Annotated in this window: 16 protein-coding genes and 2 tRNA genes; 6 read left to right on the top strand and 12 right to left on the bottom strand. The window is 71.8% G+C overall.

Annotated elements, in window-relative coordinates; genetic code table 11:
- Positions 1-189: 189 nt before the first annotated feature.
- Positions 190-1,089, bottom strand: coding sequence for a rhomboid family intramembrane serine protease (locus tag ACFC8N_RS10960; RefSeq protein WP_376287934.1), 900 nt, complete (start codon positions 1,087-1,089; stop codon positions 190-192).
- Between the two features lie 106 nt (positions 1,090-1,195).
- Positions 1,196-1,726, bottom strand: a complete 531-nt coding sequence (locus ACFC8N_RS10955; RefSeq protein WP_356025917.1) for a peptidylprolyl isomerase — start codon at positions 1,724-1,726, stop codon at positions 1,196-1,198.
- Between the two features lie 162 nt (positions 1,727-1,888).
- Here ACFC8N_RS10955 and ACFC8N_RS10950 point away from each other — a divergent pair, with 162 nt between their 5' ends.
- Positions 1,889-2,587 carry a DUF5324 family protein gene (locus ACFC8N_RS10950; protein WP_356025915.1) on the top strand — a complete coding sequence of 233 codons (699 nt, stop codon included), beginning with the start codon at positions 1,889-1,891 and terminating at the stop codon, positions 2,585-2,587.
- A 66-nt stretch (positions 2,588-2,653) separates the two neighbouring features.
- Here the strand turns inward: ACFC8N_RS10950 and ACFC8N_RS10945 are convergent, their stop codons facing one another.
- On the bottom strand, positions 2,654-2,878 hold the full coding sequence (locus tag ACFC8N_RS10945; protein WP_376287933.1) for a hypothetical protein: 225 nt from the start codon (positions 2,876-2,878) through the stop codon (positions 2,654-2,656).
- Between the two features lie 191 nt (positions 2,879-3,069).
- A tRNA-Ala gene (locus ACFC8N_RS10940) sits at positions 3,070-3,142 on the bottom strand.
- Between the two features lie 181 nt (positions 3,143-3,323).
- On the opposite strand from ACFC8N_RS10940, the gene ACFC8N_RS10935 reads away from it, so the two are divergent.
- Together ACFC8N_RS10935 and ACFC8N_RS10930 are read left to right on the top strand one after the other, a co-directional pair.
- Complete coding sequence (locus ACFC8N_RS10935; RefSeq protein WP_356025911.1) at positions 3,324-3,872, top strand: DNA-binding protein; 549 nt, start codon at positions 3,324-3,326, stop codon at positions 3,870-3,872.
- A 129-nt stretch (positions 3,873-4,001) separates the two neighbouring features.
- Positions 4,002-5,453: a serine/threonine-protein kinase gene (locus ACFC8N_RS10930; RefSeq protein WP_376287932.1), complete on the top strand. Its 1,452-nt coding sequence runs from the start codon at positions 4,002-4,004 to the stop codon at positions 5,451-5,453.
- Here ACFC8N_RS10930 and ACFC8N_RS10925 read toward each other — a convergent pair.
- Complete coding sequence (locus ACFC8N_RS10925) at positions 5,417-6,820, bottom strand: hypothetical protein (RefSeq protein WP_376287931.1); 1,404 nt, start codon at positions 6,818-6,820, stop codon at positions 5,417-5,419. The genes ACFC8N_RS10930 and ACFC8N_RS10925 overlap by 37 nt on opposite strands.
- A 265-nt stretch (positions 6,821-7,085) precedes the next feature.
- Entirely contained in the window at positions 7,086-7,214 is a 129-nt protein-coding gene (locus tag ACFC8N_RS10920; RefSeq protein ID WP_003999697.1) for a DLW-39 family protein, read from the bottom strand.
- Positions 7,215-7,562: 348 nt separating this feature from the next.
- On the opposite strand from ACFC8N_RS10920, the gene ACFC8N_RS10915 reads away from it, so the two are divergent.
- Both ACFC8N_RS10915 and ACFC8N_RS10910 read left to right on the top strand, forming a co-directional pair.
- Complete coding sequence (locus ACFC8N_RS10915) at positions 7,563-7,913, top strand: DUF6344 domain-containing protein (protein WP_356025904.1); 351 nt, start codon at positions 7,563-7,565, stop codon at positions 7,911-7,913.
- A gap of 192 nt (positions 7,914-8,105) precedes the next feature.
- Positions 8,106-8,909, top strand: a complete 804-nt coding sequence (locus ACFC8N_RS10910; protein ID WP_356025902.1) for a glycosyltransferase — start codon at positions 8,106-8,108, stop codon at positions 8,907-8,909.
- Here ACFC8N_RS10910 and ACFC8N_RS10905 read toward each other — a convergent pair.
- A complete protein-coding gene (locus tag ACFC8N_RS10905) occupies positions 8,887-9,081 on the bottom strand; it encodes a ferredoxin (protein WP_356025900.1) in 195 nt (64 codons plus the stop codon). The two genes, ACFC8N_RS10910 and ACFC8N_RS10905, sit on opposite strands and share 23 nt — an antisense overlap.
- 224 nt (positions 9,082-9,305) lie before the next feature.
- On the bottom strand, positions 9,306-9,770 hold the full coding sequence (locus ACFC8N_RS10900; RefSeq protein ID WP_356025897.1) for a hypothetical protein: 465 nt from the start codon (positions 9,768-9,770) through the stop codon (positions 9,306-9,308).
- Between the two features lie 602 nt (positions 9,771-10,372).
- Here ACFC8N_RS10900 and ACFC8N_RS10895 point away from each other — a divergent pair.
- Complete coding sequence (locus ACFC8N_RS10895) at positions 10,373-14,500, top strand: hypothetical protein (protein ID WP_376287930.1); 4,128 nt, start codon at positions 10,373-10,375, stop codon at positions 14,498-14,500.
- A 211-nt stretch (positions 14,501-14,711) separates the two neighbouring features.
- Here ACFC8N_RS10895 and ACFC8N_RS10890 read toward each other — a convergent pair.
- From ACFC8N_RS10890 to gyrB, 4 genes are all read right to left on the bottom strand, one after another.
- Positions 14,712-14,788 (bottom strand) — tRNA-Ile (locus ACFC8N_RS10890).
- Between the two features lie 112 nt (positions 14,789-14,900).
- Complete coding sequence (locus tag ACFC8N_RS10885) at positions 14,901-15,635, bottom strand: DUF3566 domain-containing protein (protein ID WP_356025893.1); 735 nt, start codon at positions 15,633-15,635, stop codon at positions 14,901-14,903.
- 19 nt (positions 15,636-15,654) lie between these two features.
- Complete coding sequence (gyrA, locus tag ACFC8N_RS10880) at positions 15,655-18,252, bottom strand: DNA gyrase subunit A (protein ID WP_376287929.1); 2,598 nt, start codon at positions 18,250-18,252, stop codon at positions 15,655-15,657.
- Between the two features lie 42 nt (positions 18,253-18,294).
- Positions 18,295-20,403, bottom strand: coding sequence for a DNA topoisomerase (ATP-hydrolyzing) subunit B (gyrB, locus tag ACFC8N_RS10875; RefSeq protein ID WP_356025888.1), 2,109 nt, complete (start codon positions 20,401-20,403; stop codon positions 18,295-18,297).
- Positions 20,404-20,629: the final 226 nt, after the last annotated feature.

The following is a 20,629-nucleotide window of genomic DNA, read 5'->3' as shown; positions in this document are numbered from 1 at the left end:
TGGATAACCCATCGAGCGTTGACGCCGGTATGACTGCCCCGGCGACTCCCATACACCAGTTCGCCCCCTGTCCGACCTGCGGAAACACATCCGAGCGACAGGGGGCACAGCTGTGCCCGTACGCGGTGCACAAGATCCGGCACACGCTGTGGACAACGGTTCGGTATCAGGTTCGCCGGCAGGTCCGGATCAGGTGAGCTGAGCAGTCCTGATCAGGGTGAGCACCACCACGGCGACGAGGACGACCGCGCAGGCGCCGTACTGGATCAGCGTCCGCTTCTCGCGCGGGGCGTGGACCATGGCGTAGCCGACGGCGACACCGGCGACCAAGCCGCCGATGTGGGCCTGCCAGGCGATGTTGAAGCCCGGGGTGAAGGTGATGACGAGGTTGATCACCAGCAGGGCGACGAGCGGGCGCAGGTCGTAGTTGAGGCGGCGCATCAGTACGCCGGTCGCGCCGAAGAGGCCGAAGATCGCCCCGGAGGCGCCCAGCGAGGGCGCGTTGGGCGCGGCGAGCAGATAGGTGAGCGCGCTGCCGGCCAGGCCCGAGACCAGGTAGAGGGAGATGTAGCGGGCCCGGCCCAGGGCCGCTTCGAGGGGGCCGCCGATCCACCACAGGCTGAGCATGTTGAACAGGATGTGGGTGAAGTTGGTCGGCGAGTGCAGGAACATCGCGGTGAGCAGGCGGTAGTACTGCCCCTCGGCGACGCCCTCCATGGGACCGAACTGGAAGTACTGGGCCCGGCCGATCAGCTCGAAGTGCTCGGTGACCGTGTCGCCGATGGCCTGCTGTGCCAGGAAGACGGCGACGTTGATGCCGATCAGCAGCTTGGTGAGCAGCCGGGGGTCGGCCGTCATCGTGCCGCCGGCGAGCGTGCGCGGGGCGGACGCTTGCGGAGCGTGCCCGGTGCCGGAGCCGCCGCGCACGCATTCGGGGCACTGGAAGCCGACCGAGGCGCTGATCATGCACTCGGGGCAGATGGGGCGGTCGCAGCGGGTGCAGCGCACGCCGGTCTCGCGGTCCGGATGCCGGTAGCACACGGGCACGCTGTGGGCGGCGCCCTGCGTGCTGCCTTCGGCCTGGTCCATCGGTTCCCCTTGCTCGTCGTAGGCCTGCGCCCGGCAATGCCCCGCCCCGCTCACCCTTGGTACGGACGAGCGGGGCGTTTGGTTCCCCACGAGGGGACGGCCTTGATCAGGCTTCGCGCGTCTCGATGACGACGGACTCGATGACGACGTCGTCGGCCGGACGGTCGTTGCGACCGGTCTTGACGTCCGCGATGGCCTGGACGACGGCCTGGCTGGCCTTGTCCGTGACCTCACCGAAGATGGTGTGCTTGCGAGTCAGCCATGCCGTCGGGGAGACGGTGATGAAGAACTGCGAGCCGTTGGTGCCCGGGCCGGCGTTGGCCATGGCCAGCAGGAACGGCCGGTCGAAGGACAGGTCCGGGTGGAACTCGTCCGCGAACTGGTAGCCGGGGCCGCCTATGCCGCTGCCCAGCGGGTCACCGCCCTGGATCATGAAACCGCTGATGACGCGGTGGAAGATCGTGCCGTCGTAGAGCGGCGTGGTGCTCTTCTCACCGGTCTTGGGGTGCTTCCACTCGCGCTCACCCTTGGCCAGCTCGACGAAGTTGCGGACCGTCGCGGGGGCGTGGTTCGGGAAAAGCTGGACCTCGATGTCGCCGCGGTTGGTCTTCAGGGTGGCGTACAGCTGCTCAGCCACGATCTGCCTTCCGTTGTCTTCGTGTGACCCCCAGATCCTCGCACGACCCTGCGGTGGGCACCCATATGCCTGCCCTCGCATGCCGGGCAGGCCGTTGGCAGGCATGATCCGTAAAAGGGTGGAAAGTCGAAATACCGTACGCCACCGATGGAGGAGGATCCCGTGACCCGCATCGACAGCGTGCGCGCCGCGACCGGCTCGGCGAAGGACAGCGTGCTGCACGCCGCGGAAGTGGTGGCGCCCTACGCCGACACGGCCAAGGAGCGTGCCGCGCTCTACGCCCAGGAGGCACGCGTACGGCTGGCGCCGGTGATGTCGCAGGCCGCCGAACAGGCCCGCGTCCAGTACGACGCCCGGCTCGCCCCGCGTCTGGAGCAGGCCCGTGCGCATGTGCCGCCGAAGGTGGACCTGGCCGCACAGGAGGCCGCCGTCCGCACCCGCAAGGCCGCCCGGCAGGCCGCCGAGTACTCGCGCCCGAGGATCGAGCAGGCCGTGGCCGCGGCCGGCCCGGTGTACGACGAGGCCGCTGCCCGGGGCGCCGCCGCCCTGGCCGCGCTGCGCGGGCAGGTCTCGGCCGAGGACATCCACAAGCTGGCCCGCAGGAACGCGCGCCGCTGCCGGGGTGCCCGTGCCCTCAAGGGGCTGGCCGTGCTGGCCCTGCTGGCCGGTGGCGCCTTCGCGGCCTGGAAGTGGTGGGACAAGCAGGCCAACCCGGACTGGCTGGTCGAACCGCCGGCCGCGACCGAGGTCCCCGAACCGGTCCACCTCACCTCGGTGGACAACGACGGTTCCGCCCTGGACCCCGAGGTCCGTGCCAAGCAGGCCGACGAGGACAAGGGGAACGGGGAGGACCACGACTAGCCCGTCGCCCCCTCTGTAACGGGCCGTGGGACGGTGAGCCGTACGCTCGCCGTCCCACGGCCCGTTTCACGTGAAACCACGGCGGGAGACACCCGGCGCCAGCCGTCCGGCGGAACAAGGCGACCGGCAGCGGGAGTTCGCACCGGCGTAGGCGACGACCACGAACGGGATACCGACGGCGAACGGGCGCTCGGCGGACAGCCGCAAGGAGACCAACAGCCTCACCAGGAGGAGCGGCGCCCCCGTGAGCACCGCGAGATCGCGCTGGGGGCGGCACCTGCTCTCCGGCATCGGCCTCCCCTGTCCGGCGCCGCGCGGCAGCCACCGGCTCACCGGCCGACGGGTGCCCGGCCTGTGGCTCGCGGGTGGGCAGCGGCCGCATCGCCCGGGCCACTGACGACACGGACGCCGGGCGACTGCCACGAGGGACGAAAAATGCCCTCCGAAACCGCGTTTTCGCAGATCAGAGGGCACTTACCGAGTGGAGCCTAGGGGAGTCGAACCCCTGACATCCGCCATGCAAAGACGGCGCTCTACCAACTGAGCTAAGGCCCCGGAAAGCAGCGCCCGGCCGGAGCAGTGCTGCCCGGCGGGTGCCGCAGACCAGAGTACCGGGTCACCCCCGGGTTCCCGCAAAAAGATTGGGGGTCCCCGCGCATGACCACGCTCCGTAAGATGCTCGGCGTGGTTCGCTACAGCGAACCGCGGTATTCAGGGGAAGCGATGGGGAGACGCAATGGACGCCGCACAGCAGGAAGCCACCGCGAGAGCGCGGGAGCTCCAGCGGAACTGGTACGGAGAGCCGTTGGGGGCGCTCTTCCGTAAGCTCATCGACGATCTCGGCCTCAACCAGGCCCGTCTCGCGGCGGTCCTCGGCCTGTCCGCTCCGATGCTGTCACAGCTGATGAGCGGCCAGCGGGCCAAGATCGGCAATCCTGCCGTGGTCCAGCGGGTGCAGATGTTGCAGGAGCTGGCGGCCCAGGTCGCCGACGGCAGCGTCAGCGCCGCCGAGGCGACCGACCGCATGGAAGAGATCAAGAAGTCGCAGGGGGGATCCGTGCTCAGCAACACCGCCCAGACCACGAGCGGTTCGGGTGCGCCGACGGTCAAGCGGGTGGTCCGCGAGATCCAGTCGCTGCTGCGCTCGGTGGCCGCCGCCGGCGACATCATCGACGCCGCGGACAGCCTCGCCCCGGCCCACCCCGAACTCGCCGAGTTCCTCCGTGTCTACGGCGCCGGCCGCACCTCCGACGCCGTCGCCCACTACCAGTCCCACCAGAACTGAGCCGCGGGCACAGAGACGGGCGGGGCGGGGGATAGCGGGAGCGACAGGGGGGTAGTGGGGGCGTAACACCGGGCGGGGGACACCGGGCGGGGGACATCGCGGAGCCAGGGGGAGGAGCGGCGGGCTGCCATGGGTGAGGTCTTCGCGGGCCGGTACGAGCTGGCCGACCCGATCGGACGCGGCGGCGTGGGCGCCGTCTGGCGTGCCTGGGACCACCGCCGACGGCGATATGTGGCGGCCAAGGTGCTCCAGCAGCGCGACGCCCACTCCCTGCTGCGCTTCGTGCGCGAGCAGGCCTTACGGATCGACCATCCCCATGTCCTCGCCCCGGCCAGCTGGGCCGCCGACGACGACAAGGTGCTGTTCACCATGGACCTGGTCGCCGGCGGCTCCCTGGTCCACCTGGTCGGCGACTACGGCCCCCTGCCGCCGGGCTATGTGTGCACCCTGCTCGACCAGTTGCTGTCCGGTCTCGCCGCCGTCCACGGCGAAGGCGTCGTCCACCGGGACATCAAGCCGGCCAACCTCCTCCTCGAAGCGACCGGCACCGGCCGGCCCCGGCTGCGGCTGTCCGACTTCGGCATCGCCATGCGGCTCGGCGAACCCCGCCTGACGGAGACCAACCTCGTGGTGGGCACGCCCGGTTACCTCGCGCCCGAGCAACTGCTCGGCGCCGACCCCGACTTCCCGGCCGACCTGTTCGCCGTGGGTCTGGTCGCCCTGTACCTCCTCGAAGGCGCCAAGCCGGACGCCAAGGCGCTCGTGCGGTACTTCACCGAGCACGGGACGCCGGGACCTCCCAAGGGCGTACCCGAACCGCTCTGGCAGGTCGTCGCGGGCCTGCTCCAGCCCGACCCGGCCACGCGCTTCCGCACCGCCACGGGGGCTCGCAAGGCGCTCGCCGCGGCCACCGAACTCCTGCCGGAGCCGGACCTCGACGACGAGTTGATCGAGATCTTCGACCAACTCGGCCCGCTGCCCCCCGGGTTCGGCCCCGACGGCCCCCTCACCAGGGCCTCCGGAGTGGCCGTCGAACCGGCCCAGGACACCGACACCGACACCGGCGCCGGCGCCGCCGGTCCGTCCGCGGACACCGGCTCCCTGTCGGACACCGGGAGCTTCCGGCTGCCCCCGCCCCAGGAGACCCGCGGGACCCCTGAGGCCCCTGATATCCCGGAAACCCCGAAGACCCCCGCTCCCCAGCCGTACACCCCGGCCCCCGAGCCGTACGCCGCTTCCCCGCACGCTCCGGCAGCCCCGCCCCCGCCCCTTCCTGCGCAGGTCCGGCCCGAGTCCCCCACCCCGCAGCCGTACCCGCACCCCTATCCGTACGGGAACCCGGCCCCGGACCCGGAGCCGTACGCCATCGATCCGTCGGTCACCGCGTCGTACACCGCCCGGGACCCGGCTCCCCCGGTGCCCGCCCCGGCCTCCGCCTCCGCCCCCGCGCACGGTCGTCGTGGGCGCCGGGCGCTGCGCAGCCGGCCGCGGCACGGGCCGTCGGCCAGGGTGGCGGTACCGATCCTGCTGCTGGCGCTGGCCTGTTACGCGGTGGGTTTCTGGGCGCTGGCCCGCGTCTGAGTGCGGCGGGCCGCCAGCGTCCACCCGCCGAGCACCGCGAGCAGCAGGGTCCCCGTGCCGATCCCGCCGGCCGCGACCAGCTTCAGCACGGGATCACCGCCCCCGCCGCCCGCGCCCCCGGTGGCCCCGGTGGGCGCGGTGGCCCCGGTGGGCGCGGCCGCCCGGTCCTGTCCCGTGACCGTGAAGACGTCCCCCGGCACGGGCCGGCCGGCGTACTGCGGGCCCGCGTGCGCCTGACCGGACACCTGGACCCGCAGGGTCACGGCGAACGGCCCCCGCCCGAAGGTGCCGCTCAGCCGCTCGCTGAGGTGCAGCACCAGGTAGTAGTCCCCGGCGAAGCGGACGGAGGTCACCGCGGCCGGGACGGCGTAGCGGTTGGCGTACTCCACGGGCGGGACCGGGGCGAGGACGGCGGGCCGGGCGGTGCCGGTGTAGCCGAGGGCGGTGTCCTCGACGGTGCCGCGCACCGGGTTGTGGAGGGAGAGGTCCAGGGCGCCGCCGACATAGCCCTGGCCCGCGGCGGCGCCCAGTTCGGCGGAGGCGTGCAGTTGCCGGCCCCAGTCGAGCGGCACCTTGTAGAACCGGGTCTCGCCCGGCACCAGTTCGGTGCGCCAGACGCCTTGGCCGAGCGCACGGGCGGAGGCGAAGCCCGTGCCGCCGGACCGCTCCCGCGGGGTGCCGGCGAGCGGCTCGGGGGTGGCGGAGTCCCAGGTCCGCGGGGCGGTGGTGGCCTCGGCGCGCGCCGTGCGCGGTTCCGTCGCGGGCGCGATCTCCAGGTCCCAGGGCCGGTCCGGACCTGCCGTGGGCGTCGTACCGGCCGTCGTACCGGCTATTGCACCGGTCGTCGTACCGGAGCCGCCGGTGCCGAGGCGCTGGACGATCACGTAGTACGTGCCGCCGCCCTGGCACAGCGACCTGCCCGTCTCCCGCTCCCCCAGTGCCGTGACCGGGTGCGGACTGAGCGCGGCGCCGAAGCGGGCGGAGGCGAAGGAGCACTGCGTGCCCGCCGCGTCCTGGACCGTCACGCTGATGCCGTCGGTGCTGGAGACGGTGGCGTCCGCCGGAGGTACGGCGGTGACGGGGACGTACGCCGTGTCGCCGGCCGTCAGCCGGATCCGGTAGGAGAGCCTGCCGGCGACCGGCAGGGGGCTGCGGTAGACGTCGCCGGGCTCCAGCCGGCCGGCGTCCGCGCTGCCCTGGCCGCCCGCGACCGTACGCGCGCCGGGCGCGAAGCCGTACGACGTCTCGCCCGCGGCGGCGGCCGCCGGCACACCGGGCGGCGCGAACAGGGCGAACGAGGCGAGCACGACGCTCAGCCCCGGCAGCAGCGCCGCCCGCCCCACCGTCCGCCGCCTTCGCCCCCGCACGTACCGGCCTCCCCAGTCGTCGCTAGCCGTACCGGACCACGGCCCGCCCTGAGCCGTACCGGACCGTGGCCCATCCTGCCCCGCGCGGCCCCACGCCATCCGGGGAACGCGTACGGCCGTCCGAAACGCCCCGCATCGCCCGGCGGGCGGCGTGCGACGACACGACGGGGTGCACGGAACGCCTACCGCACCCCGTGCGCCCCCGCAAACGCAGAACCCCGGCCGCTTCGGCGACCGGGGTCTGTCCAGATTCTGGTTTCGGCACTCACGAACCCGTGGGCACGGAGTCAGTCGCCTCCGTCCACAGGTCCTGCTCGGCGCGATCCGCCTGGATCTGGCGGTACACGAGGAGCCCGCCGATGGCGGCCAGTGCGACCAGGAGCAGCTTCTTCACCGCGCGACCTCGTCTTTCCTTGACGTAGGGGACCTCTGGCGCCCGACTATACACACCGGCCGATATCGATCGGTGACCTGCGCCGGAGCTCAACTGCCGCTCCCGGAGCCGCAATAGACCAGGTCCGGGGCCGATCCGATCGGAGGGTGATCACACCTCCACGGTCCGTTACTTTGCTCCCTCTTCGCTCACCCTCACCGGCTTTTGGGAGTCTCCGACCCTCTTGCCGCCATCCGGGTGGTGTTCATCGGAACATCGACGCGCCACGGGCGGGGGTCCACCACTTCGCGTCGCTCATACACATCATGAGGAAAGTACGCAAATCGCCCAACCCGAAAGTGAGGGGCCATGACCCAGAACAAGGTCATGAAGCTGTGGACCGCCTTCGTCACCGCCTTCCTCGCGCTGTGCACGGCGCTCGGACTCGTCACCACCGCGACCGCCACGACCGCGGCGGCCGCTCCCCGCACCGAGACCCCGAGCAAGGACAGCGCGGAACAGAACGTCCCGACGATCCCGGCGCAAAGCCACTGGGCCTGGTCCTACGGCAGGGCACTGCCCCCCACGATGAAGCAACGGATCCGGGCCGAGGCCCACGGCAAGACCCCGGCTTGCCGGCACCGGCCCCTCGACACGACGGAAGCGGAGAACGCGGCCGCGGCCCCCGACCATCCCTCGTCGGCGTCCCTCGACTGCTGACCCGCCGTTCTCCCGCCGCTCGACGCGGCGCACCAGCACCGCAGCCGTCTCGACGACACAAGGGCGACTTGCGTACCCCAAGCAGTCAGTCGAGACGGAAGAACCCCCGGCCGGGCGGGCCGGGGGTCTCGCGCTGTCGTCATCCGCGCCGCCTGCGAGGATGACCGGCAACGCTCCCGAAGAGGTAAAGGGGTGAGTGCTGCCGTGACCCGGCGCGTCACCGTTGTCACCGCTGTCCACGGCCCGTCCGCCCGGTTCCTGCCGGACGCCTACGCGTCCCTGAGCGCACAGAAGCTCCCCGCCGGCTGGGAGTGGGAGTGGCTGGTCCAGGAGGACGGGACGACGGACGAGGTCCGCCCCCACGTACCGGACGACGCGCGCGTGAGCTTCCGTCAGGGCCGTCCCGGCGGGCCCGGTACGGCCCGGACGATCGCGCTGGCACGCGCCGAGGGCGAGTACGTGAAGGTGCTGGACGCCGACGACCGGCTCACCCCGGGCGCGCTCGCCCGCGACCTGGCCGTGCTGGAGGCCGACCGCACCGTCGCCTGGACCACCTCCCGGGTCCTCGACCTGCTGCCCGACGGCTCCACGGCGGGTTTTCCCGGCGATCCGGCCGAGGGCCCGCTCGAACGCGGTGTCGTGCTCGACCACTGGAAGCGGGGCGGCTTCCGCCCGCCCGTCCACCCGGCGACCCTCTGCGTCCGCCGGGACCTGCTGACCGCCCTGGGCGGCTGGATGGCCCTGCCGGCGTCCGAGGACACCGGTCTGCTGCTCGCGCTGAACGCGGTCGGCCGCGGCTGGTTCTCGGCGCAGGTCGGCCTGCTGTACCGCAAGTGGGAGGGCCAGATGACGGGCCAGGCGTCCCACGTCGACCCCGCCGAGCGCGCGGCCCGGACGGCGGTGGTGGAGGCCAGGGCCCGCGCACTCGCGGACCTCGGCTGGACCTATCCGCCCGACGCGGTGAGTCCCGCCGTCACGCCCCTTCCTGGAGCCTGATCGCCTGCGAGGGGCACCGCTCGGCCGCCTCCCGGACCTCGGGGGCGTCCGCGGCCTCCGCGCGGCCGGGCCGTACGGCTCCGTACCCGTCCTCGAACGCGAACACGTCCGGCGCCCGGTACGCGCACTCGGCGGAGCCGTAGCACAGGGAGCGGTCGACGGAGACCTTCATGCGTCCTCCAGGCGTCAGCTGGCTTCCAGGACGTCCCTGCCCCGCGGACCGCGCCCTGAACCCGGCCGACCCGAGCGGGGCCGTGGGGCCCCTCCCGCGCTGGGGCCCCTCCCGCTCGACCGAAGCCGAGAGTGGGGGAGAAGCCGAGCGCGGGGAGCGTGCAGTTGCGAGGCGGAGGAGCGAGTCGGCGCCCCGCGCCGCCGGCACGGTCCGAACGACACCCCCTACGGCCGGCCGGCCGCGGCCGAGAGCCAGTGGGCCACCCGGCGCACCGTCGGCTCGTCGAGCAGGTCGGCCAGTACCCGGACCGCCTCATCGTCCTCGGCGCTCAGATCGTGCAGGCCCGCCTTGCCCAGGCCGGCCATCAGGACCTGGTGACGGCGGTCCGTCATGCGTTCCGCGAGCACGGCCGGTGCGGCGGCGCCGGGCGCGGGCCCGTCGGCGGGAGCGGCGGGCGCCCGGCCGGCCGGGGCGTCGAAGAGGCGCCAGGCGCCGTTCTCCGGCCCCCACAGCGCGACCGTCACCTCCTCGCCGCGCGCCCGCACGGTCCGTGTCATGTCCGCGACGGCGTACAGCACGGGCCCCCGGTCCGGGGACTCGGCCCCCACGGTCCAGGAGTCCTGTGCGGGCGGGCGGAACATCGCGACCCAGCGCGGAGCACCGGGCGGGCACGGGGGACGTTTCTCCATGACTCTCACCCCTTCGGGAACAGCCGGCGGAGCGCACACTATCTGACGGAGCGTCAGATAACCATGCCCGTCCGGAGCGCACGCACACGGCAGCCCCGCCCCGGGCGACACGTGCAGGCCCGATTCGGGTGATCTGTGAGCATGTCCGCGCAACGGCGAACCGTGTGAGTCCGGTATGAGTCCGCCGCCCGCTCGGCACCGGTCCCTCCCCTCGTGGGGACCGGTGCCGAGCGGTGCGGGGCTGACGACCCGTGGCGCGTCGGCTCGCCACGGGCCGTGGACGGGAAGCCGGTTGCCGGACTGGTCGCGGGAACACGCGACGCTCCACAGCCGCTCCCTGCCACTGCGGAGCCCGCTCGCCCGCTCTCGGTGGAAGTTGGCCGAGATCCTTCGGCGACCCGATCCGTATCTCCGGATATCAGCCCGATGGCCTGTCCGGACGGTGTGTGACGGCTCCGCTACCCGGTCCGGATCCTGCCATCTGTTGTCCCCCGGGAGGAGGCTGCGGCGTCCGGTGCAGTGCTTCCGCGCAGGTCAGGCGTATAGGGTGAGTTTTCCGGTCCGGACATCCAGATGCGGGGGGAAAGAAAAGGGGAGGGACCTTGAGTTCCGACTCAGGGACACGCACAGCTTTCGCCGAGCGCCTCGCGCTGCTGTACAAGGAGGCCGGAAACCCTCCCCTCAAGAGCGTCGCCGAGGCGGTCGTACGGCTCCAGCGGGTCGACGAACGCGGCCGGCCCGTGCGCGTGTCCGCGCAGCGGATCAGCGACTGGCGCCGGGCCAGGAACGTACCGGCCCAGTTCACCGCCCTCGCGGCCGTGCTCCACATCCTGATCCCGGAGGCCCGCCGGCTGCGGCCCGCACCGGTCTCCACCGGCCTGTACGACCTCACGCACTGGCAGCGCCTGTGGGAGCGCGCGCTGGCCGACCCGGTCGGCGACCGGCCCGCACCGCCCGCCGAGGAGGACCAGCGGCCACCGGCCCAGGCCCCGCCGGTCACCGGCGGCGTCTGCCCCTACCGAGGGCTGGCCCCGTACCGGCAGGAGGACGCCCGCTGGTTCTTCGGCCGGGAGCGCAGCACGGGCGCGCTCGTCGAGCAGCTGAACGCCGCCGAGCGCACCGGCGGCCTGGTGATGCTCGTGGGTGCTTCGGGAGCGGGCAAGTCGTCGCTGCTCAACGCCGGTCTGGTGCCCGCGCTGCGGGACGGCGCCCCGGTGGCGGGCCGGCCCGGACGAGCGCAGCGGGACGGGGGCTCTGCCGGACGAGGTCCGGGGGAGGGCACCGTGCTCCAGCTGGTCCCGGGCGCCGATCCGCTGGGCGCGCTGGTCGACCGCGTCCCCGAGCTGGGCCAGGTCGCCGCCGCCGCGCGCGAGGCCGAGCGGGAGGCGACGCGCAACCCCGCCGCCCCCGGCTGCGACACGCCCCGGATCGCCCGGGCGGCACGCGAGGCGGCCGCGGCCTGGGCACGCCGGGAGACACACGGAGAGGCGCCCGCCGAGGGGCTGCCCGACGGCGAGCCCTCGGGCGCTCCGGCCCCGGGCCCCCGCCCGGTCGTCATCATCGACCAGTTCGAGGAGGCGTTCACCCTCTGCCCCGACGAGGCGGACCGCCGTACCTTCATCCAGCTGCTGCACGCCGTCTGCACCTCGCCCGCCGGGGCGGACGGCCCCGCCCCGGTCGTCGTCGTGCTCGGCATACGGGCCGACTTCTACGAGCAGTGCCTCGGCTATCCGGAGCTCGCCGACGCCCTCCAGCACCGGCACATGGTGCTCGGCCCGCTGACCAGCGGCGAGCTGCGCGACGCGGTGACCGGCCCGGCCAAGGCGGTCGGCCTGGAGCTGGAGCCGGGGCTCACCGAGCTGATCGTGCGCGAGGTGAGCGCCGACGGCCCGCGCGGAGCGCACGACGCGGGCGTGCTCCCGCTGCTCTCGCACGCCCTGCTCGCCACCTGGCAGCGCCGCAAGGCCGGACGGCTGACCCTGGCCGGCTACCGGGCGGCCGGCGGGATCCAGGGCGCGGTCGCGGCGACCGCCGAGCGCGCCTGGTCCGGGCTCGACCCCGCGGCCCGTACGGCGGCCCGGCTGCTCCTGCTGCGCCTGGTCCGGCTCGGCGAGGACACCCAGGCCACGCGCCGGCGCGGCACCCGGCGCCAGCTCGCGGCGGAGTCGGCCGACCCCGGCAAGACGGAGGAGTCGCTGGAGGCCCTGGTGCGGGCCCGGCTGGTGACGCTGGACGCGGACACCGTGGAGATCACCCACGAGGCGCTGCTGCACGCCTGGCCCCGGCTGCGGCACTGGATCGACGACAACCGCAACGACCATCTGCTGCGCCAGCGGCTGGAGGAGGACGGCCGGTCCTGGGAGGACTCGGGCCGGGACAGCTCGCTGCTCTACCGGGGCTCCCGGCTGGAGCAGGCCCGCGCCTGGGCCCGCTCCGCCGGTGACACCGTCCTCACCCGCAGCGCGGTGGAGTTCCTGGCCGCCTCGGTCCGGCTGCGCCGGCGCTCGGTGTGGCTGAGCCGGGCCGCGGTGGCCGCGCTCGTCGTGCTGGCCCTGGTGGCCGGCGGGTCGGCGGTCATCGCCCGGCAGCAGCGGGACGACGCCGTCTTCGAGCAGATCCTCGCCGAGGCCGACCGGGTCCAGCACACCGATCCCTCCCTGTCCGCCCAGCTCGACATGGTCGCGCACCGGCTGCGCCCGGGCGACGAGGGGACGTACAGCAGGCTGATCTCGATCGTGAACGCCCCGCTGGCCACCCCGCTGACCGGCCACACCGGCGCCGTCTACCTCACCACCTTCAGCCCCGACGGCAGGACCCTGGCCACGGCCAGCTACGACCGGACGGTGCGGCTGTGGAACGTGGCCGACCGGAGCCGCCCGAGCCCCCTGGGCAAGCCGCTGACCGGCCACACCAGCTGGGTGAGCAGCGCGGTCTTCAGCCCCGACGGCAAGACCCTGGCCAGCGCCGGCGACGACGGCACGATCCGGCTGTGGAACGTCGCCGACCCGGCCCACCCGGTGTCGCTGGGCACGCCGCTGACCGGGCACAAGGGCACCATCTACCTGATCGCCTTCAGCCCCGACGGCCGCACGCTGGCCAGCGCGAGCGAGGACCACACCGTACGGCTGTGGGACGTGGCCGACCCGCACCGGCCGCGGCAGACCGACGTCCTGCGCGGGCACACCGCCGCCGTGCGCAGCGTGGCCTGGAGCCCCGACGGGCACACCCTGGCGGCGGGCGGCGACGACGACAGGATCCTGTTGTGGGACGTGTCCGACCCGCGCCACGCACGGCAGTACGGCACGGCCCTCGAAGGCCACACGGACCTCGTGCACTCGGTGGCGTTCAGCCCCGACGGGCACACCCTCGCCTCCGGCAGCGCGGACGACACGGTCCGCCTGTGGAACGTCACCGACCCCGCCCGCCCCTCCTCGCTCGGCGCGCCGCTGACCGGGCACACCGGTCCGATCTGGTCGGTCGCCTTCAGCCCGGACGGCAGCCGGCTCGCCGCCGCGAGCGCGGACAGCACGGCCAGCCTGTGGAACCTGACCGATCCGTCGTCCCCGTCCCAGGTCGGGGAGCCGCTCGCGGGCAGCAGCGGCGAGATGTACGCCCTGGGGTTCAGCCCCGACGGACGCACCCTCGCCACCGGCAGCGGCGACAGCACGGTGCGTCTGTGGTCGCTGCCGACCTCGGACATCATCGGCCGCACCGGCGCGTTCCGGCTGGACGGACAGGTACTGGCCACGGCGGCGCGGGACGGCAGGCTCCGGCTGTGGAACGTGACGCGGCCCAGCCGGCCGGTGCGCCTGAGCGCACCGTTCATGCAGGGGGACGGCGGCCATCGCGCGATGCGGTTCTCCCCCGACGGCCGTATCCTCGCCGTCCTGACCAACGACCACTCCGTGTACCTGTGGAACGTCACCGACCCGTCCCACCCCGTCGCCGCCGGACCGCCCATCGCCCTGCGGACGCGCTTCGCGGGCCCTCTCACGCTCTCCTTCAGCCCCGACGGCCACACCCTGGCCAGCGCCTACAACGACACCACCATCCGGCTGTGGAACATCACCGACCCCGCGCACCCCACCGCGCTCGGCGAACCGCTGACCGGCCACCGCGGCTTCGTCAACGCGATCTCCTTCAGCCCCGACGGCCGCACCCTCGCCTCCGGCAGCGCGGACGACACGGTCCGCCTGTGGAACGTGACCGACCTGGCCCGACCGACCGCGCTCGGCCTGCTCACGCAGCACTCCGGTCCGGTCAACGCGATCGCCTTCAGCCCGGACGGGCACGTTCTGGCCAGCGGCAGTGACGACGACACGGTCCGCCTGTGGGACGTCACCGACCCGGCCTCGGCGACCGAGCTGGGCGCACCGCTCACCGGCCACACCGAGGCGGTCAAGCTGCTGGCGTTCAGCCCGAACGGGCATGCGCTGATCAGCGGCGGCAACGACAACACGGTCCGCCTGTGGAACGTCACCCACCCCGCCTCGGCGACCCCCATCGGCCAGTCGATGAGCCCCAACGCCCGGTCGGGCACGTTCCTGTCGTTCAGCGCCCGGGGCAACGCCCTCGGGCTCTCCAGCGGCACCGACACGCTCCGCCTGTGGAGCCTGGACGACGACGCGGCGATCAGCCACATCTGTGCCGTCACCCGGGGCGTCCTGACCCCGCAGAAGTGGCACGAGTACCTCCCGCGCCTCTCCTACGACCCCCCGTGCGGTCGATGATCGGCCAACCTGCCTGATTCCCGGCCGACTTGGCCCCGTAATCCGCTCAACCTTGTTACCCTTGGCCATAACCCGATCGCTGGTGCATCCCCCGTCGCCAGCGGTCGGGTCTTTTTCGTTCGCGTTCGTTCGCCTTCGCTCACGCGGGGCGCCCCCACCGCACCCGGGAACGCCGAAGGCCCCCGGTCCAGTGGACCGGGGGCCTTCATGCTGGTGGGGCTAACAGGATTTGAACCTGTGGCCTCATCCTTATCAGGGATGCGCTCTAACCAACTGAGCTATAGCCCCGCCGCGCTTTGCGGTGTGTGTCCCGCGCGCTGACTCCTGAAGATTAGCGCACGACCACGTCAGTCCCAAAATCGGTTGTCGGGGGACCGTCACAAGCGTGCTGCCGGGCGGATCACTCGTCCTCGGCGAGGGTCAGCTCGATGCCGCCCACGAAGCCCGCGGAGAGGTTGTAGATGAACGCGCCGAGCGTCGCGAGCGCCGTGGCCAGCACCACGTCGATGACCGCGATGATCGTCGTGAACGTCAGGACGTGCGGGAGGGACAGGAACGACTGCAGGTCGAAGCCGTTCGCCTCGTTCGACCCGGTCGCCTCCGAGATCGTGCCGCCGACCGTCGAGAACACGCCCATCGCGTCCATGACCATCCACAGCACCGCCGAGGCGACGATCGTGCAGATGCCGAGCGCGATGGAGAGCAGGAAGCTGACCTTCATCACCGACCACGGGTCGGCCTTGGCGACCCGCAGCCGCGCCTTGCGGGTGCGCGGCGTCGTCCGCACCCCGGTGCGCGGCCGGCGCACCGCACCGGCGGGCGCCTGCGCCGGGTAGGCCTGCGGCGGGTGGTACGGCCCCGAGGGCTGCTCCGGGGTGCGCTCGTGAGGGAGCGGCGACGCAGGCTGCGGCTCGCCGACCGGGGCCGGGCCTCGGGTGTCCGTCACAGTTCCCCCCTGGGGTGCCGACGTGCCGGAAGAAGCCCTGCCCGGAGTCCCGGAGTCCTTCACCGGCTTCAGGTTGGTCGTGTGCGGGTCGCTCGCGCTCCCGCCACGCGCGGCGGAGCCACGGCCGCCGCCGTCCGATTCCGTACCCGTGGAGGTACCGGCCGATCCGGCGCCCGTGGCTCCGCTCACGATGACTCACTCCTCGTGCCTACTCGGCCGAGGGCGCCTCACCCTCGTCCGTGCCGGTGGCCTCGGCACCCTCGGCGGTCTCGTCGACGACGTCCTCGCCGTCGACCTCCTCCGCCTCGCGTCCGGCCTCGGCGTTACGTGCGATACCGACCACGGCATCGCGCTTGCCCAGGTTGATCAGTTGGACGCCCATGGTGTCACGGCCCGTCTCCCTGACCTCGCTGACTCGCGTACGAATCACACCGCCGGAGAGCGTGATCGCGAGGATCTCGTCGCTCTCCTCGACGACCAGCGCTCCGACGAGCGAGCCGCGGTCCTCCACGATCTTGGCGGCCTTGATGCCGAGGCCGCCGCGGCCCTGGACGCGGTACTCGTCGACGACGGTCCGCTTCGCGTACCCGCCGTCGGTGGCAGTGAACACGAACGTACCGGGTCGCACCACATTCATCGACAGAAGTTCATCGCCCTCGCGGAAACTCATGCCCTTGACACCGGAGGTGGCGCGGCCCATCGGGCGCAGCGAGTCGTCGGTGGCGGTGAAGCGGATCGACTGTGCCTTCTTGCTGATCAGAAGCAGATCGTCGTCGGCCGAGACCAGCTCGGCGCCGATCAGTTCGTCGTCGCTGCCGTCCTCGCGCTCGCGCAGATTGATCGCGATCACGCCGCCGGAGCGGGGCGAATCGTAATCCTTCAGAGGCGTCTTCTTGACCAGACCGGACTTGGTGGCGAGCACCAGGTACGGCGCCGCCTCGTAGTCCCGGATGGCCAGGATCTCGGCGATCGCCTCGTCCGGCTGGAAGGCGAGCAGGTTGGCCACGTGCTGGCCGCGCGCGTCCCGGCCGGCCTCGGGCAGCTCGTACGCCTTCGCCCGGTACACCCGGCCCTTGTTGGTGAAGAACAGCAGCCAGTGGTGCGTGGTGGAGACGAAGAAGTGGTCGACGATGTCGTCTTCCTTCAGCTTCGTGCCGCGCACGCCCTTGCCGCCGCGCTTCTGCGCCCGGTAGTCGTCCGTCTTCGTGCGCTTGACGTAGCCGCCGCGCGAGACGGTGACGACGATGTCCTCCTCGGCGATCAGGTCCTCGATGGACATGTCGCCGTCGTAGGGCACCAGCATGGTCTTGCGGTCGTCGCCGTACTTCTCGACGATCGCGGCCAGTTCCTCGCTGACGATCCCGCGCTGGCGGACCGGCGAGGCCAGGATCTCGTTGTACTCGGTGATCTTCGCCTGGAGTTCGTCGTGCTCCTGGACGATCTTCTGCCGCTCCAGGGCTGCGAGGCGCCGCAGCTGCATCTCCAGGATCGCGTTGGCCTGGATCTCGTCGATCTCCAGCAGGCCCATCAGGCCCGTGCGCGCGACCTCGACGGTCTCGCTGCGCCGGATCAGCGCGATGACCTCGTCGATCGCGTCCAGCGCCTTCAGCAGACCGCGAAGGATGTGCGCGCGCTCCTCGGCCTTGCGCAGCCGGAAGCGGGTGCGGCGGACGACGACCTCGATCTGGTGCGTCACCCAGTGCCGGATGAACGCGTCCAGCGAGAGGGTGCGCGGGACGCCGTCGACCAGCGCCAGCATGTTCGCGCCGAAGTTCGTCTGGAGGTCGGTGTGCTTGTACAGGTTGTTCAGCACGACCTTGGCGACCGCGTCCCGCTTGAGGACGATGACGAGCCGCTGGCCCGTGCGCGACGAGGTCTCGTCACGGACGTCCGCGATGCCGCCGATCTTGCCGTCCTTCACCAGGTCGGCGATCTTCTGCGCCAGGTTGTCCGGGTTGACCTGGTACGGCAGTTCGGTGACGACCAGGCACTGACGGCCCTGGATCTCCTCGACCTCGACCACCGCGCGCATCGTGATCGAACCGCGCCCGGTGCGGTACGCCTCCTCGATGCCCTTGCGGCCCACCACCAGCGCGCCGGTCGGGAAGTCCGGGCCCTTGATGCGCTCGATGAGGGCGTCGAGCAGCTCCTCGTGCGAGGCCTCCGGGTTCTCCAGGTACCACTGGGCGCCGGCCGCGACCTCGCGCAGGTTGTGCGGCGGGATGTTGGTCGCCATGCCGACCGCGATGCCTGCCGAGCCGTTGATCAGCAGGTTCGGGAACCGGGAGGGCAGGACGGTCGGCTCCTGGGAGCGGCCGTCGTAGTTGTCCGTGAAGTCGACGGTCTCCTCGTCGATGTCGCGGACCATCTCCATCGACAGCGGCGCCATCTTGCACTCGGTGTAGCGCATGGCGGCCGCCGGGTCGTTGCCCGGGGAGCCGAAGTTGCCGTTGGAGTCCACCAGCGGCATCCGCATCGACCACGGCTGGGCGAGGCGCACCAGGGCGTCGTAGATCGAACTGTCGCCGTGCGGGTGGTAGTTGCCCATGACGTCGCCGACCACGCGCGCGCACTTGTAGAAGCCGCGCTCGGGGCGGTAGCCGCCGTCGTACATCGCGTACAGCACGCGCCGGTGGACGGGCTTGAGGCCGTCCCGGACGTCGGGCAGCGCGCGGGACACGATGACGGACATCGCGTAGTCCAGGTACGAGCGCTGCATCTCCGTCTCGAGCCCGACGGGCTCGACGCGCAGTACGGCGTCGCCGGCCTCGGTCTCGGGAGTCTGCGGGGTGTTCTCGTCGGCCATTGCTGGTGAAGATCCTTCCTGGTGCGGTCAGCTGAGACCGACTCAGATGTCGAGGAAGCGGACGTCCTTGGCGTTGCGCTGGATGAACTGGCGCCGGGCCTCGACGTCCTCGCCCATCAGGACCGAGAACAGGTCGTCGGCCTGGGCGGCGTCGTCGAGGGTGACCTGGCCGAGGACCCGGTGCTCCTGGTCCATCGTGGTCACGCGCAGCTCCTCGGCGTTCATCTCGCCGAGGCCCTTGAAGCGCTGGATCGAGTCCTCCTTGACGCGCTTTCCGCGCTGGCGGCCCATCTCCAGCAGCGCGTCGCGCTCGCGGTCCGAGTAGGCGTACTCGACCTCGTCCCGGCCCCACTTGATCTTGTAGAGCGGAGGACGGGAGAGGAACACGTGCCCGGCCTCGACCAGCGGCCGCATGAAGCGGAACAGGAAGGTCAGCAGCAGGGTGTTGATGTGCTGGCCGTCGACGTCGGCGTCCGCCATCAGGATGATCTTGTGATAGCGGAGCTTCTCGATGTCGAAGTCCTCGTGCACACCCGTGCCGAAGGCCGAGATCAGCGCCTGGATCTCCTGGTTCTGCAGGATCTTGTCGATCCTGGCCTTCTCCACGTTGAGGATCTTGCCGCGGATCGGGAGGATCGCCTGGTACTGCGGGTTGCGGCCGGACTTGGCCGAGCCGCCGGCGGAGTCACCCTCGACGATGAAGATCTCGCACTTGATGGGGTCGTTCGACTGGCAGTCGGACAGCTTGCCGGGCAGGGACGCCGACTCCAGCAGGCCCTTGCGGCGGGTCAGGTCGCGGGCCTTGCGGGCCGCCACGCGCGCGGTGGCCGCCTGGATGCCCTTGCGGACGATGTCCGCGGCCTCGACCGGGTTGCGGTCCAGCCAGTCGTTGAGGTGCTCGTAGACCGCCTTCTGCACGAAGGTCTTGGCCTCCGTGTTGCCCAGCTTGGTCTTCGTCTGGCCCTCGAACTGCGGCTCGCTCAGCTTGACCGAGATGATCGCGGTCAGACCCTCGCGGATGTCGTCACCGGTGAGGTTGTCGTCCTTCTCGCGCAGCAGCTTCTTGTCGCGCGCGTACTTGTTGATGAGGCTGGTGAGGGCCGCGCGGAAGCCCTCCTCGTGCGTACCGCCCTCGTGGGTGTGGATGATGTTGGCGAACGAGTACACGCCCTCGCTGTAGCCGCTGTTCCACTGCATCGCGACCTCAAGGGACAGGCTCTTGTCCTTGTCCTCGGCCTCCAGGTCGATGACAGTGTTGTGCACCGCCTCTCCCTTGCGGGAGTTGAGGTACTTCACGAAGTCGACGATGCCGCCCTCGTAGTGGTACGTGACCGCCTTGACCTCGGCCTTCTCGTCCGCACCCGCCTCGTCCGCGCCGGACGTGGCCTTCGCCGACTCGCGCTCGTCGGTGAGCCGGAGCGTCAGGCCCTTGTTGAGGAAGGCCATCTCCTGGAAGCGCCGGGACAGCGTCTCGAAGGAGTACTCGGTGGTCTCGAAGATGTCCGGGTCGGCCCAGAAGGTGACCGAGGTACCGGTCTCGTCCGTGGCCTCGTGCCGGTCGAGGGGGGCCGTCGGGACGCCGAGCTTGTAGTCCTGCGTCCAGCGGTACCCGTCGGTCTTGATCTCGACGGAGACCTTGGTCGACAGGGCGTTCACGACGGAGACGCCGACGCCGTGCAGACCGCCGGAGACCGCGTAGCCGCCGCCGCCGAACTTGCCGCCCGCGTGCAGCACGGTCAGCACGACCTCGACGGCCGGCTTGCCCTCGGAGGCCACGATGCCGACCGGGATGCCGCGGCCGTTGTCGACGACGCGCACGCCGCCGTCGGGCAGGATCGTGACGTCGATGGTGTCCGCGTAGCCCGCCAGCGCCTCGTCGACGGAGTTGTCGACGACCTCGTACACCAGGTGGTGCAGACCGCGCTCGCCGGTCGAGCCGATGTACATACCGGGTCGCTTGCGGACCGCGTCCAGCCCTTCGAGCACGGTGATGGCGCTGGCGTCGTAGGAGGCGGAGGCCGCGCCGGAGTCGGTGGCCTCGCCGCTCACAGGGGCCTCGGGGGCCTCGCCGTGCACGCCGGCGTCGGTGGACGGGATGTTCTCGTTGGGGTTGCCGGAATCGGCCACGAAGCGCCCTTTCTGGCACAGCACGAGCCAAGCTCGTCGGCGGGTTGCCGGAGCGGCTGCGGCATGTTGCGTTGGTAAGCCTTGATCAGCGTTGCTCAGCTTTTCCCGGGCGGTCCCCACGTTGGGGCGGGATTGGCTTCCAGTCTACCGGTAGCGCTGACATCGATGGGGGTTTGCCGGTACCTGAGTCCCCATGTGCCGCCCTGAACCATCCTCGGCCGGGTCCCGATATACGGATGGGGGCTCCAAG

The organism is Streptomyces sp. NPDC055966 (genome assembly GCF_042269865.1).
Classification (GTDB): Bacteria; Actinomycetota; Actinomycetes; order Streptomycetales; family Streptomycetaceae; genus Streptomyces.
Note: the sequence above shows the minus strand (reverse complement) of the source record. Positions and strands in the feature narration are given on the sequence as shown.